This window comes from Citrobacter telavivensis (genome assembly GCA_009363175.1).
Lineage (GTDB): Bacteria > Pseudomonadota > Gammaproteobacteria > Enterobacterales > Enterobacteriaceae > Citrobacter_A > Citrobacter_A telavivensis.
In genome coordinates this window covers 1,282,901-1,297,325 of the sequence record CP045205.1, presented here as the reverse complement: position 1 = coordinate 1,297,325, position 14,425 = coordinate 1,282,901, and the positions used below count along the sequence as shown (strand labels likewise).

Here is a 14,425-nt window from a genome sequence, read left to right as displayed (position 1 = left end):
GATGCGTTTCCCGGATTTTAAACAACGGCTCCACGAGGGGCCATTACACGGTTGCTTTGTCACCTTTCCTTCTGCCGCGATGACGGAATTTACTGCCGCAATGGGATTTGATTTTGTGCTTATCGATAACGAGCACGGCAATATGAATCCTGAGACAGTAGAAGATATGGTACGCGCCTCCCACAGCCAGCAGGTGCCCTGTCTGGTACGGGTTCCGTACAACCGCGCCGAATACACAAGAAAAGCGCTGGATTTCGGTGCTGACGGGGTACAGGTCCCACTGGTCAATACCGCAGAAGATGCCCGCCTCGCCAGTCGGCCAACGCTGTTTCCACCACAGGGCGATCGCGGAGTCGCCTTCCTGCCACGCTCGGCGAATTACGGGATGTGTGCGGATAAAGCGCGTTATCTGACAGAAGCCAACGCGGCGCGGGTGCTGTCTGTACATATTGAAACCGTGGAGGCGGTAGAGAACCTGGATGACATTCTGGCTGCGGGACTGGCTGACGTTTATTTCATCGGCCCGGGAGATTTAGCCGTATCAATGGGTTACGGACATGATTTGAACCATCGTGATGTACTGGACACCATTGAGCGCTGTATCCGCAAAATCGCTGCCAGTGGCAACATCGCCGGAACCTATGTTGGTACACCGGAACGCGCGGCAGAAGCCATAAGCTGGGGCGCCAACTACCTGGTGACGGCTATCACCCCGCATATGGTAAACGGCGCGAAACACTACTTACAAATCAAAAATAACTAATTTGCCTTTACTACCCTACAACATCGTCTGACTCAGAAAGTCAGAACTGGAGAGTGCAGTATGAGCACTAAAAATAATAAAACGCATGCCCGCTATTACATCCTGTTTATGATAACCCTGGTGTTAACGCTGGCCACTGGCGATCGCGCCACGCTATCCGTTGCGGGGCCAGAGATGCAAAAAGAGTTGGGTATTTCCGCCGTGGAAATAGGCTATCTCTTTTCCGCGTTCAGTTGGGCGTACGTCATCAGTATGACGCCAGCCGGTTGGGTGGCCGATAAGATTGGCTCAAAACGCGCCATGTTCCTGGGTATTTTGCTGTGGTCGGTTATGACCGTCCTGATGGGACTGGTCAGCTATATCACGTTTGTTGTCCCTGCCCTGCTAATCCTGCGTTTCCTGCTGGGTGTATGCGAGTCCCCGGTGGGTCCTTCTGCCGGACGTATCATCGCCGCCTGGTTTCCTTCTCAGGAACGCGGCGTGGCCGGTGCCATCTTTAACAGCGCGCAATACGCATCCCTCGCCATTTTCACGCCGCTGATGGCCTGGTTATGCCATGCCTTCGGCTGGGATCACGTGTTTATCGTGATGGGGGTCATTGGCATCGTGATTGCCTTCTGCTGGTCAAAGTTCTTCCACGTCCCCACTAAGCATCCCGGGATCAACAGTGAAGAAATGGAATATCTGAAAGAAGGTGGCGCGCTGGTTGAACTGGATACCGTTACCAGCGTGAAAGATGAACGTAAACGTGCCGGATTGCAGGAGATCGCGCAACTGTTTAAAAGCAGGATGCTGATCGGCATTTTCATTGGTCAGTACTGTATTTCCGCGATCACCTGGTTCTTTATGACCTGGTTTCCGATTTATCTGGTGAAAGAGCGCGGCATGTCGATCTTACAGGCCGGATTTATGGCCTCGGTGCCCGCGATTTGCGGTCTGGTGGGCGGCATACTGAGCGGTTTTTTCTCAGACTGGCTGTTGCGTAAAACCAACAATCTGAGCCTGGCACGTAAAGTGCCCATCACCATCGGTCTGACCATGAGCGCCAGCATGATTCTTTGTAACTATGTCGGTTCAGAAGCGATGGTCATGTTCCTGATGAGCGCCGCATTCTTCGGCAAAGGTTTCGGTTCACTGGGCTGGGCGGTCGTTGCAGATACCGCACCGAAAGAGATCATCGGTACCACCGGCGGCCTGTTCAATTCCCTGGGCAACATTGCGGGCATCATTACCCCGGTTGTCATTGGCTACATCCTGCAAGAAACCAATTCGTTCGCCAATGCGCTGGTTTTTGTCGGCACCCACGGCATCATCGCCGTCTGCAGTTACTGGTTTATTGTCGGCAAAATTGAACGTCTGAAAATAGCTCCCCGTGAAAATACTACCGCCATACAGGAGAACAACGCATGAAAATCTTATTTCGCTGGCATGGGCCAGAAGACCCTATCTCACTGGACTACATTCGACAGATACCTGGAATGTATGGCATCGTTTCTTCGCTCTACAAATTACCGTTGGGTCAGCGTTGGTCCGATGAAAAAATACAGGAAATTAAGCAAGCCGCAGCGGCCAGACAGCTGCATTTTGAGGTCGTGGACAGCTTCCGTATTCATGAAGATATAAAACTGGGCAAACCCACCCGCGATCGCCTGATTGATGAATATTGTAAGAACCTGCAGGTTCTGGCCAGAAACGGCATCAAAGTGATTTGCTATAACTTTATGCCGGTCTTTGACTGGACGCGCACGAATATGGCTTATCCCCTGCCCGATGGTTCCAATACCTTATCCTACGATCAGGCCACCATTGATGCCGTTGATCCCCGCCAAGGTATCGATCTGCCCGGCTGGGGAGCGAAATATCCCCCCGAGCAGTTGCAGCAATTACTCGCCGAATACCAACATTGCGATGAAGAGCAGTTGTGGCGAAACCTTGAGTATTTCCTGCATAAAGTGATCCCGGTGGCGAAAGCGCTCGGGCTTAAGCTGGCGCTGCATGCAGACGATCCGCCGCGCCCTCTGTTTGGTCTGCCGCGCATTCTGAAAAATGTCGACGATCACCGCCGCCTGCTGGAGATCATTGATGACCCCGCCAACGGCTTAACGCTGTGTACCGGATCCTTAGGCAGCGATCTGCGTAACGATGTCCCGGCAATGGTCGCAGAATTTACCCAACGTGAACGGGTGCATTTCGTGCACTTCCGTAATGTTCAGGTCAGCGAAAACGGCGATTTCTATGAATCTGCCCATCCCAGCGCCTGCGGCTCGCTGGATATGGCCGCCATTATGGCCGCCCTGCACGACGCACGTTACAGCGGCTATATCCGCCCCGATCATGGGCGCATGATTTGGGGGGAAACAGGTGTTCCTGGCTATGGCCTTTTCGACCGCGCACTGGGAATTACCTACATGCAGGGATTGTGGGAAGGGCTGGATAAAGCGCGAACCGACCATCCGAATCATTGATTACAGGAAGCAATGCTATGACTAAATCACCCGTCATTCGCCTTGACGATAAAGACAATGTCGTCGTCGCCCGTATCGCCATCGCTGCCGGTACCGCTATCGTCGATGAAAAGATTGTCACGCTACAGGATGTGCCGCTGGGCCATAAAGTGGCCACCAGACTGATTAAAAAGGATGAACCTATCCTCAAATACAATACGGTCATTGGTTTTGCCCCGGAAGATCTGCCAGCTGGCACCTGGTTGCATAGCCACAATATTGTATTTGAAGATTTCCAACGTGATTACGCCTTCAGCCGCGATTATCACCCTGTGAAAACCGTGCCGCCGGAGCAGCGACGCACTTTCAACGGCTATATCCGTGAAGATGGTCGGGTAGGAACCCGCAATATTCTCGGCGTGTTTGTCGTCGGAAACTGTGGCGCAACGGTGGCGCGAAAAATTGCTGCGCACTTTACACCCGAGCGTCTGCAGGCATGGCCGAACGTGGACAACGTTATCCCCTACGTCCACGAACTCGGCTGCGGTATGGAAATGACCGGCGAACCGATGGATCTGCTGCGCCGTACGCTGGCTGGGTACATCAACAACCCGAATACCGCCGGTGCGCTGGTCGTCGCGTTAGGCTGCGAGCGTAATAATATTCACGGATTTTTTGAGCAGATGGGACTCGAAGAAAACCCGATGCTGCGCAAACTGGTAATTCAGGATACGGGCGGTACGCGAAAAACCATTGACGAAGGTATCGCCATTGTCGAGTCCATGTTACCCCATGCGAATACGGTAAAACGTCAACCTGTCTCCGTAGAGCACCTGACTGTAGGGCTTCAGTGCGGGGGTTCCGACGGATTCTCCGGTCTCTCGGCGAACCCAGCATTGGGCGTCGCGATGGACCTGCTGGTGGAACAAGGTGGAACCGCGATCCTCTCCGAAACTACCGAAATCTTCGGCGTTGAGCACACCCTCACGGCACGCGCAGTGACGCCGGAAGTCGGGCAAAAGCTCGTCGATTGCATCAACTGGTGGCTGGAGTACAACAAAGGGCGCGATTGCCAGATTAATGGTCGGGTGAGTCCGGGCAACAATGCCGGTGGACTGGCAAACGTGCTGGAAAAATCGCTGGGTGGGGCGAAAAAAGGCGGAAACTCTCCGCTGATGGAAGTCTACCGCTATGCATATCCCGTCACGCAAAAAGGGCTGGTATTTATGGATACCCCCGGTTATGACCCGGTTTCCGCCACGGGCCAGGTCGCAGGCGGCGCCAATATGATTGCATTTACCACCGGGCGTGGCTCTTGCTTCGGCTCAATGCCGGCACCCACCGTGAAGCTCGCCAGCAACACGCCGATGTATCAGCGCATGGAAGAGGATATGGATCTCAACTGCGGCGTCGTCATTGACGGAGACGCCACTCTGCGTCAGATGGGAGAAGCGATTTTTGAGAAGATTATCGCGGTGGCTTCCGGAGAACAGAGTAAAAGCGAAGCGCTGGGATTAGGGGAAAACGAGTTTGTTCCCTGGCCGATTGGCGTGTTGGCTTAATACATCGGGCGGTATGTCCTGACATGCCGCCCGTCATCCTCCACATAACGTCACGACAATACGTTTTCACCGCCCGGCCTGTGATATAACAAATCATCACTTTGTCGGAGGCGCTGACCGTGACCCATACCCGAGATATTCCGCAATCGTTCTGGCGCGATGAACGGCTTACGTGGCTGGAACTGCGCAGCACCTGGCGCAGTCATCAGGCCTATAAGCGTCATCATCATCCGCAACTCTCTATTGGGGCCATTCTGGAAGGTGAAACCTGCTGCGTCAGCCACGGCAAAGAATATCGCCTGCAGGTGGGCGATCTGATTGTGATCCCGCCACTGGTGCCTCACAGCTGTAACCCTGTCGACGGACAGTTTCGCAGCTACCATATGCTCTACCTTGACGCCGACTGGTGCCTTGCTCAGTTGCCCGAACTGACGCCCCACACACCACTCTTCGCACCGAATCCGGTGGTCCGCAACCCACAACGCTTTCAGCACTTTCTGGATCTTGTTGCGTTAATGGAGAAGCGGCAAACCGCACCGCTTGTCGATGCCGCCCGCCTCCTGTTGCGCGCGCTCCCCTTGCAGTCAGGAAATCCGCAGCGTTCGCGTGCGACCAGTCAGTCTCTGAAAGCGCGACTGCAACGCAATTTGCTTTCTCCACCGTCGCTTGATGACGTCGCGCAAGAGTTCGGCATGCGTAAAGAAACGCTGATCCGCACCTTTAAGCAGGACACCGGTCTGACGCCGGGCAGCTATCTGAACATCGCGCGGATCGATTTTGCCAGGACGCGACTGCGCGCCGGAGACGACATCGCCGACGTCGGCTATCAGAGCGGTTTTGCCGACCAGAGTCATTTCCACCGTACCTTTGTCAGCTATACCGCCGCCACGCCGCGCCAGTATGCGCGGGCACGATCAATATCAGACAATAATTAGCGTTTCACCGGGCGTAACGTGACCTCAGGTTTGCACACTGAGGTCACTATGGAAGCGTTGTCTGTACTCTTTCCCCCAGCATTTCCCGCACTGGCGCTGGCGCACTTTGTGGCGCTGCTCAGCCCCGGACCAGATTTCTTTTTACTGGTGGGCTACGCCGTTCGCTACCGACTGCGCGGCAGCGCCGGGCTGTGTCTGGGGATCGCCGCCGGTAATGGGATCTATATCCTGCTGGCGATTGCCGGCTGGGGAATTCTCCGTCAGCATCCTTTGCTCTTCACGCTGATCGCGCTGCTGGGCGCACTCTATTTACTGTGGATCGGTAGTCTGCTGTTACGCAGTCGTCCGCAAGCGCTGACGGGCGCAGATGCCCAGTCCACGTGTCCAGGCCTGGGCAAACAGGTGCTGCTGGGGCTGGGTTCATCGCTGCTCAATCCGAAAAACGCCCTGTTCTATCTGGCGCTGATGACCGCCCTGCTTGGCCCGTCAGTGACGCTGTTGCAGCAGGCCGTCAGCGGCGTCTGGATGACCAGCGTCGTGCTAGGCTGGGATCTGTTGATTGTGATGGGAATTGGCCTGCCGTTTGTCCAGCGACGGCTCAGTCATGGGATCGTGTGGATCGAACGCATTGCCGGGGCCGTGTTGATCGCCTTCGGCTGCGGGATCGTCTGGCGTTTTCTCTTCCCGTAGACCATTGGCGCGCGGAATGTTTTCAGCTCAATCTATTGACTAACATCAAATTATAATGACACTTAAGGTGTATATTTTCCGTTCAACTTACTTTTCCCGAGGTGTGATGTGCTGATAACCATTTGTAATCGATACACATTCTGACACAGATCAGAATGTGTTCCCCTGTCTGTGATTCCCCATGGGCAGTGCTTTTGATTACATGAAATTCAGTACATCCGCAGTCTGCTGTTCTCTATTTTCTGCCTGATGTCCCTGTGACAGTATTGAATTTCGTTGTTCCCATTAAGGGGTTCTCCACATGGAGTTCGTTTTGTATGCAATGGATTATTGAGTTTTTCAAGCGGCACGCCACGACGCTGTTCTTTCCGATGGCGCTGATTCTGTACGATTTTGCCGCCTATCTGTCGACGGACCTGATTCAGCCAGGCATCATCAACGTCGTGAGAGAGTTTGATGCCGATGTCAGTCTGGCACCGGCAGCGGTCAGTCTTTATCTCGCGGGGGGGATGGCGCTGCAATGGCTGCTGGGGCCGCTTTCCGACAGGATCGGTCGTCGTCCGGTACTGGTCACGGGGGCGCTCATTTTTGCTCTCGCCTGTACCGCCACGCTGTTCACCACCTCAATGACACAGTTCCTGGCGGCACGCGTGGTGCAGGGCACCAGCATCTGCTTTATCGCGACGGTCGGTTATGTCACGGTGCAGGAAGCGTTCGGGCAGACAAAAGCCATCAAGCTGATGGCGATCATCACCTCTATCGTGCTGGTGGCGCCGATCATCGGCCCGCTTTCCGGCGCGGCGCTGATGCACTTCGTCCACTGGAAAGTGCTGTTTGCCATTATTGCGGTGATGGGTTTTATCGCCTTTATGGGCCTGTTGCTGGCGATGCCGGAAACGGTCCAGCGCGGTGCGGTGCCATTTAGCGCGATCGGTGTCGTACGCGATTTCCGTGATGTCTTTCGCAACCGCGTGTTCCTCTTTGGGGTCGCCACGATCTCGCTGAGCTACATCCCGATGATGAGCTGGGTCGCCGTTTCCCCGGTGATCCTGATCGACGCGGGCGGCATGAGTTCCTCACAGTTCGCCTGGGTGCAGGTCCCGGTATTTGGTGCGGTGATCGTCGCCAACATGGTCGTTGCACGTTTTGTGAAAGATCCGACCGACCCACGCTTTATCTGGCGTGCGGTGCCGATTCAACTCAGCGGCCTGTTTGTCCTGATTGCCGGGAACCTTTTCTGGCCTCACGTGTGGCTGTGGTCGGTACTGGGCACCAGCCTGTATGCGTTTGGTATCGGGCTTATCTTCCCGACGCTGTTTCGCTTCACGCTGTTTACCAACAATCTGCCGAAAGGCACCGTGTCAGCCTCGCTGAACATGGTTATCCTGGCGGTCATGGCCGTTTCCGTCGAAATCGGGCGTGGACTGTGGTTTAACGGCGGCAGGATCCCGTTTCACCTGCTGGCGGTGATTGCGGGTGTGGCGGTGGTATTCACGTTGAAAGGGTTGTTAGCGCGGGTGCGTCAGTATCAGGCAACGGAGCTGGCAACAGAGAAGTAAAATCAGGCCCCGCCATGCGGGGCCTGTGACTTTTTACGCGATGCGGGCAAAGCCGGCTTCAAGGTCGGCAATCAAATCGCCGACATCTTCCAGACCGATATGCACCCTCACCAGCGTCCCGCTGAAATCGACATCTCCGGCCGGGCGAATACTGTTCAACTCCTCCGGCTGGTTTGCCAGAATCAGCGACTCAAACCCGCCCCACGAATAAGCCATATGGAACAGAGAGAAGTTATCAAGGAAGTTCGCTAACTGCTCATCCGTCAGTCGTTTTTTCAGCACAAACGAGAACAGACCGGAACTGCCGCTGAAATCACGCGTGAAGTATTCGTGCCCCGGACACTCCGGCAGCGCCGGATGATTTACTCGCGCCACTTCCGCTCGTGCTGACAACCAGCGCGCAATCTGAATACTGCTTTCCTGATGCTGCTTCAGGCGCACCGACAGCGTGCGCAGGCCACGACTGCCGTTATACGCGGTATCAGCATCCAGCGTTTGCCCCATCAGATACGAGTTCTCGCGCAATTGATCCCAGCAGCGCGCATTGGACACCGCCGTTCCCAGCATGCCATCCGAGTGGCCGATCGTGTATTTAGTCCCCGCCTGAATCGAGATATCCACCCCGTAGTCCAGCGCCTTAAACAGCACGCCCGCCGCCCAGGTGTTGTCGATCATAATGACGATCTCCGGATTCACCGCGCGGATCGCCTTCACCATTCCCGGCACATCCTGAACTTCCATCGTGATCGAGCTCGGTGATTCAAGAAACACCACTTTGGTTTCCGGGCGGATCAGGTCGACAATCCCGGCGCCAATCATCGGATCGTAGTACGTTGTTTCGACGTTGAATTTACTCAGGATCTTATTGCAGAAATCCTGTGTCGGTTCATACGCCGCGCCGGTCATCAGCAGATGATCGCCGCTCTGTACAAACGCGAGGATCGCGTTTGTCACCGCCGCCGCGCCGCACGGGTAAAGCGCGCAGCCGACGCCGCCTTCCAGTTCACTCATCGCCTTCTGGAACGCGAAGTGGGTATAAGTGCCACGGCGACCGTAAAACAACTCGCCGTTTGCGCGATTGGCGGTGGCGAATTTTTTGTCCTTCACGGTATCAAACACCAGCGAAGAGGCGCGCTGGATAACCGGGTTTACCGCACCCTGGGTATAGCGTTTATCGCGTCCGGCGATGATCAACTGGGTTTCGAGTTTCACTGAATCTTTCATAACTTTTCTTATCCTTAATTCTGCGTTAAACCTCGGCTACCGTAGCCGTCGCATCTATCTCTGCATTCACCGATTTTTTCCCGGAGAAGCGTTCTACAATTTGTGCCGCATTCAAATCATGAATCACGTTAATCAGCGTCGCCGGCGCATCGGTAATGGTGCCCAGCACCACTAACATAGGAATGGTTTCCATCGGCAGCCCCAGCGTAGTGACGATAAAGATCTCCCCAAGGAATGCCCCACCCGGCACGCCGCCGACGATAATCGCGGAAAGCACGGCGATCAGCATGGTCAGGAAGAAGGTTTCCGTCGTGAACGGAATCCCCAGCACCGAGTAGATAAAGACTATCTTCAGCGCCGCGATCATCGCCACGCCGCCCTTATTCAGGTTGACCAGCAGCGGGATCGAGACATCGACAATTTCCGGGTTAATCCCCATCGCTTTGCCCGCGCGCAGCGTCACCGGCAGCGTTCCCAACGAAGAACAGGTGCCCAGCGCCGTCACGGAAGGCTCAATAGCGTGACGCCAGAAGGCTTTCACTGCCGGTATGCCGCCGCCAATGTAAGAGTAAAGAATAGAACCCAAAATGTAGTAAGCCAGCGTGGCAACCATGAACAGGCCAATCGCCCGGGCAAAGGTGAGCAGCAGTCCGGAATCCTGACTGGCCATCGTGGCGGCAAAGTAGCAGCCAAGCCCCAGCGGCGCGACCTTCATGATGATCGATACGATCTTCATAATGACGGTGTTGGCATCTTCCAGTAGCGAGGCAATGCGTTTGCCCGCCTGTTCTGACTGACCAATCGCGATCCCGGCAATGATCGCCATCACGATCAGCGCGAGGATATTCGACTTAGAAAACAGACCAATAAAGTCGTTGGTGGTGATCATGCTGACAAAGTCCATCTTGCCGCTGCCCGCCTGCACGGACTGCGAAAGATCGATGGTGACCCCCTGCGCCGGGTTGTACCACAGGGCTAACGCCACGATACCGGCAGCAGGAATAAACGCCATTGCGATGGAAACGATAAAGATAATCGCCATAATTCGCCCTAAACGTTTCAGGTCGGTCATGCTGGCGATGGAGGACATTACGCTGATTCCCACCAGCGGAACGATAATCATAAATAACAGGTTCAGGAAAATCTGACCTATCGGCTGGAGTTTACTGGCAAACGCGGGGGCGTAAATCCCTAATAAACCACCTGCAACCAGAGCAAGTAATAAAATAATTGACGATTTGTAGGGTTCGAGTCGTGTCCACATAATCGGTACCTTTTATAAGAATGGAATTAAATGAGAGTAAATTCACAATTTGGCGACGTTCTGTTTTTGCCTCCTTACTATTTGTGACGCAACTCACTTAAGTTGTTATTTTTTCATTTTGTGCGTAGGTCGTTTCCTGTGGTTCAATAGTTACATGTTTCAAAACCCAATGTAACGGCCTATTCGTACCGTTTTTGCAAATCACTTGTGAGTAAAAGGAAACAATGAGCACACCCATTTCTCTCAAGCATTTAGAATTTTTTGTCCGGATTGTGGACTGCGGAGGATTATCTGAAGCCGCGGTGCAACTTAACGTGTCGCCGTCGGCGGTCAGTAAAAGTCTGGCGGCAATGGAGGATACGCTGGGGACCACATTAATTAAGCGCACGACCCGCAGTATTACCCTGACCGACGCCGGGCAATATTTATTTAACCGGGCCAATAAATTACTGAAAGAGTTTGATGAAACGTTAAATACCACCTCCGGTTATTATCACAATCCGCAGGGTGAATTACGCATTACCTGTTCGATTGCCTTCGGCTATTCCCGACTGGTCAATCTGGTGGACAAATATCGCACCCAGTACCCGGATGTGAATCTGTATATCGATCTCAACGATAACTTCGTCAATCTGAACGACACGGATTTCGATATCGCCCTGCGCATCTCCACCGCGCCACCGCAAAACTATGCCATGCGTAAACTGGTGCCTATCCGCTGGGCGTACTGCGCGTCTCCCGGTTACCTCGCGAAAAAAGGAATGCCGCTACGGCGTACCGATCTGGTGAATCATGACTGTCTGGTTTACCCCGGCCTGACCCCCGTTCTGAAGGTTGCCGACGAGCAGGATCGCCTGCATCAGTTGAAACTGCATATGCCTATCCAGGCCAACAGCAGCCTGGTGCTGCTGAAATCGGTGCTGGAAGATCAGGGCGTAGCCTATCTGCCCACCTATCTGATTGGCGATCATATTCAGAAAGAGGAGATCACCCCGCTAATGCTCGACGGCACCATCACCTGCGAAACGCACACCCTTTATGCGCTCTATTTCCCCAGCAAATACAGCAACCCGAAGGTGCGTTCATTTATTGATTTTCTGGTCGCAGAGCTAGGGACGCTGCCGGCGTGGGACAACTGGATCCCCGGCTGATCCCCGGTTGTTTTTGCACGATCCCCCCGTCTGGCTCTATCCTTAACCCTATGAATAAAATCGCTGAACTCAAACGCGCCAAACTGTTGGCGCTCTCATTACTGCTGATCGCTGCCACCACGTTCGTCGTCACCCTCTTCCTGCCGCCCGGCTTTTGGGTCAGCGGGATCAAAGCCATTGCCGAGGCGGCGATGGTCGGTGCGCTGGCGGACTGGTTTGCGGTGGTGGCGCTGTTTCGCCGCGTCCCCCTCCCGTTCATTTCTCGGCACACGGCGATTATTCCCCGTAATAAGGACCGGATCGGCGAGAACCTGGGTCAGTTCGTGCAGGAGAAATTCCTCGATACCCAGTCTCTGGTCGCGCTAATCCGCCGCCATGAGCCCGCGCTACTGATTGGCAACTGGTTCAGCCAGCCGGAAAACGCCCAGCGGATCGGGCAGCATCTGTTGCAGATCATGAGTGGTTTTCTGGAGCTGACCGATGATGCCCGTATCCAGCGCCTGCTAAAACGTGCGGTGCATAAGGCAATTGATAAGGTCGATCTCTCTGGCACCAGCGCCCTGATGCTGGAAAGCATGACCAAAAACGATCGCCATCAGGAGTTGCTCGACACGCTGATCGCCCAGTTGATAGCGCTCCTCCAGCGCGACAGTTCCAGAACCTTTATCGCCCGGCAAATCGTCCACTGGCTGGAGACCGAGCACCCGCTGAAGGCCCGAATTCTGCCCACCGAGTGGCTGGGCGAGCACAGTGCAGAACTGGTGTCAGAGGCGGTGAACTCGCTGCTTGATGACATCAGCCACGATCGCGCGCATCAGATCCGCCACGCCTTCGATCGCGCCACCTTTATGCTCATCGACAAACTGAAAAACGATCCGGAGATGGCGAACCGGGCGGAAAGCATCAAGGATTACCTGAAAGAAGATGATGCCTTTAACCGCTATCTCGGCGAGCTGTGGGCGGATTTACGCCAGTGGTTAAAGAATGATATCAACGCCGAGGATTCCCGGGTGAAACAGCGAATCGCCCATGCCGGACAGTGGTTTGGCGAAACGCTGGTTGCCGACGATGCGCTACGCGCCTCGCTCAACGGCCATCTGGAGCAGGCCGCCCATCGGGTAGCACCGGAGTTTGCCGCCTTCCTGACCCGCCACATCAGCGACACGGTGAAAAGCTGGGATGCCCGCGATATGTCGCGGCAAATTGAACTCAACATCGGTAAAGATTTGCAGTTTATCCGCGTCAACGGCACGCTGGTGGGCGGGACTATCGGGCTGGTGTTATATCTGTTGTCGCAAATCCCCTCACTACTGCCCGCACTGCCCACTTTTTAAGGAGAAAAAATGGCTGACATTACCCTGTCCCCGGCGGAACGCGACGGTCTGCGCGAGGCGCTCAGAGACTACTGCCGCGATCATTTCGAACTGGAGCTGGAACAGTTCGACGCCGAGTTTTTTATTGATTTTATTAGCGAAAAATTGGGTCCGGCGTACTACAACGCGGGCATTGAGGAGGCGATTCGCACGCATCTTGCCTGGAGCGAGCGCATCCAGGAAGAGATGGATCTGAAGAAAATTTTATAGTGCCTTACCTGGCGGGAGATCAATAAACCCACAATAATGACATGGTTATAATGCGAACACTTTTAACATCTCCCGTGTCACGGGGAAGGAAAATCCATGTCGCTTATCACCGATCTACCCGCCATTTTCGACCAGTTTTCTGAAGCCCGCCAGAAAGGCTTTCTCACCGTGATGGATCTCAAAGAGCAGGGTATCCCGCTGGTGGGGACCTATTGCACCTTCATGCCGCAGGAGATCCCGATGGCGGCGGGAGCGGTGGTGGTCTCGCTGTGCTCAACGTCCGATGAAACCATCGAAGAGGCCGAAAAAGATCTGCCGCGCAACCTCTGCCCGTTGATCAAAAGTAGCTACGGCTTCGGCAAAACCGACAAATGCCCCTATTTCTACTTTTCTGACCTAGTGGTGGGTGAAACCACCTGCGACGGCAAAAAGAAAATGTACGAGTACATGGCTGAGTTTAAAGCCGTTCACGTCATGCAGTTGCCAAACAGCAGCCAGGATGCCGCCTCACGCACACTGTGGAAAGCAGAAATTCTGCGCCTGCAACAGGCCGTGGAAGCACGCTTTGGGACGCCGGTAACTGAAGCGGCGCTGCGTGAAGCCATTGTCCTCAAAAACCGTGAACGTCGCGCGCTGGCGAATTTCTATCGTCTCGGGCAGCTTAATCCCCCCGCATTGAGCGGCAGCGATATCCTGAAAGTGGTGTACGGTGCAACCTTCCGCTTTGATAAAGAAGCCCTCATTGACGAACTGAACAGCATGACCGCGCGGGTGCGCCAGGCGTGGCAAGATGGCAAACGACTGGACGCCCGTCCGCGCATTCTGATCACCGGTTGCCCGATTGGCGGGGCGGCAGAAAAAGTGGTGCGCGCCATTGAAGACAACGGCGGTTGGGTGGTGGGATACGAAAACTGCACCGGCGCGAAGGCGACCGAGCAGTGCGTTGCGGAAACCGGCGACGTCTATGACGCGCTCACCGATAAATATCTCGCCATCGGCTGTTCGTGCATCTCTCCAAACGAACAGCGTCTGACGCTGCTCAGTCAAATGGTGGAAGAGTACCAGGCCGACGGCGTGGTGGATGTGATTTTGCAGGCCTGTCATACCTATGCCGTTGAGTCACTGGCCATTAAGCGTCATGTTCGTCAGCAGCACAACCTCCCTTATATCGCCATTGAAACCGACTACTCCACCTCGGATATCGGCCAACTCAGCACCCGCGTCGCGGCCTTTATTGAAATGCTGTAAGG

The 14,425-nt window shown here is 54.7% G+C and carries 13 protein-coding genes; 11 read left to right on the top strand and 2 right to left on the bottom strand.

From position 1 onward, the window contains the following. Position 1: 1 nt before the first annotated feature. From GBC03_08335 to mdtM, 7 genes are all read left to right on the top strand, one after another. Positions 2 to 763: a 2-dehydro-3-deoxyglucarate aldolase gene (locus tag GBC03_08335; protein ID QFS73950.1), complete on the top strand. Its 762-nt coding sequence runs from the start codon at positions 2 to 4 to the stop codon at positions 761 to 763. Between the two features lie 60 nt (positions 764 to 823). Beyond that, positions 824 to 2,173, top strand: a complete 1,350-nt coding sequence (locus tag GBC03_08330; protein ID QFS70213.1) for an MFS transporter — start codon at positions 824 to 826, stop codon at positions 2,171 to 2,173. Then, entirely contained in the window at positions 2,170 to 3,228 is a 1,059-nt protein-coding gene (locus tag GBC03_08325; protein ID QFS70212.1) for a mannonate dehydratase, read from the top strand. Before GBC03_08330 ends, GBC03_08325 begins: the two co-directional genes overlap by 4 nt. A gap of 17 nt (positions 3,229 to 3,245) precedes the next feature. Then, complete coding sequence (locus tag GBC03_08320) at positions 3,246 to 4,769, top strand: altronate dehydratase (protein QFS70211.1); 1,524 nt, start codon at positions 3,246 to 3,248, stop codon at positions 4,767 to 4,769. Between the two features lie 119 nt (positions 4,770 to 4,888). Further along, complete coding sequence (locus tag GBC03_08315; GenBank protein ID QFS70210.1) at positions 4,889 to 5,704, top strand: helix-turn-helix domain-containing protein; 816 nt, start codon at positions 4,889 to 4,891, stop codon at positions 5,702 to 5,704. Positions 5,705 to 5,752: 48 nt separating this feature from the next. Further along, positions 5,753 to 6,394, top strand: coding sequence for a LysE family translocator (locus GBC03_08310; protein QFS70209.1), 642 nt, complete (start codon positions 5,753 to 5,755; stop codon positions 6,392 to 6,394). A 317-nt stretch (positions 6,395 to 6,711) separates the two neighbouring features. Continuing rightward, a complete protein-coding gene (gene mdtM, locus GBC03_08305; GenBank protein QFS70208.1) occupies positions 6,712 to 7,953 on the top strand; it encodes a multidrug efflux MFS transporter MdtM in 1,242 nt (413 codons plus the stop codon). Between the two features lie 33 nt (positions 7,954 to 7,986). Here mdtM and metC read toward each other — a convergent pair whose 3' ends face one another. Both metC and GBC03_08295 read right to left on the bottom strand, forming a co-directional pair. Continuing rightward, positions 7,987 to 9,177 carry a cystathionine beta-lyase gene (gene metC, locus GBC03_08300; protein ID QFS70207.1) on the bottom strand — a complete coding sequence of 397 codons (1,191 nt, stop codon included), beginning with the start codon at positions 9,175 to 9,177 and terminating at the stop codon, positions 7,987 to 7,989. 25 nt (positions 9,178 to 9,202) lie between these two features. Further along, the gene (locus tag GBC03_08295) at positions 9,203 to 10,441 is read right to left on the bottom strand and encodes a cation:dicarboxylase symporter family transporter (protein ID QFS70206.1); all 1,239 of its coding nucleotides are present in this window, start codon (positions 10,439 to 10,441) and stop codon (positions 9,203 to 9,205) included. Positions 10,442 to 10,665: 224 nt separating this feature from the next. Between GBC03_08295 and GBC03_08290 the strand changes: the two genes are divergently transcribed. From GBC03_08290 to GBC03_08275, 4 genes are all read left to right on the top strand, one after another. Then, complete coding sequence (locus GBC03_08290) at positions 10,666 to 11,592, top strand: LysR family transcriptional regulator (protein ID QFS70205.1); 927 nt, start codon at positions 10,666 to 10,668, stop codon at positions 11,590 to 11,592. 50 nt (positions 11,593 to 11,642) lie between these two features. Continuing rightward, a complete protein-coding gene (locus GBC03_08285) occupies positions 11,643 to 12,926 on the top strand; it encodes a DUF445 family protein (GenBank protein QFS70204.1) in 1,284 nt (427 codons plus the stop codon). A gap of 9 nt (positions 12,927 to 12,935) precedes the next feature. Next, a complete protein-coding gene (locus GBC03_08280) occupies positions 12,936 to 13,175 on the top strand; it encodes a DUF2164 family protein (protein ID QFS70203.1) in 240 nt (79 codons plus the stop codon). Between the two features lie 96 nt (positions 13,176 to 13,271). Next, a complete protein-coding gene (locus tag GBC03_08275) occupies positions 13,272 to 14,423 on the top strand; it encodes a 2-hydroxyacyl-CoA dehydratase (GenBank protein ID QFS70202.1) in 1,152 nt (383 codons plus the stop codon). The last annotated feature ends 2 nt before the right edge of the window (positions 14,424 to 14,425 follow it).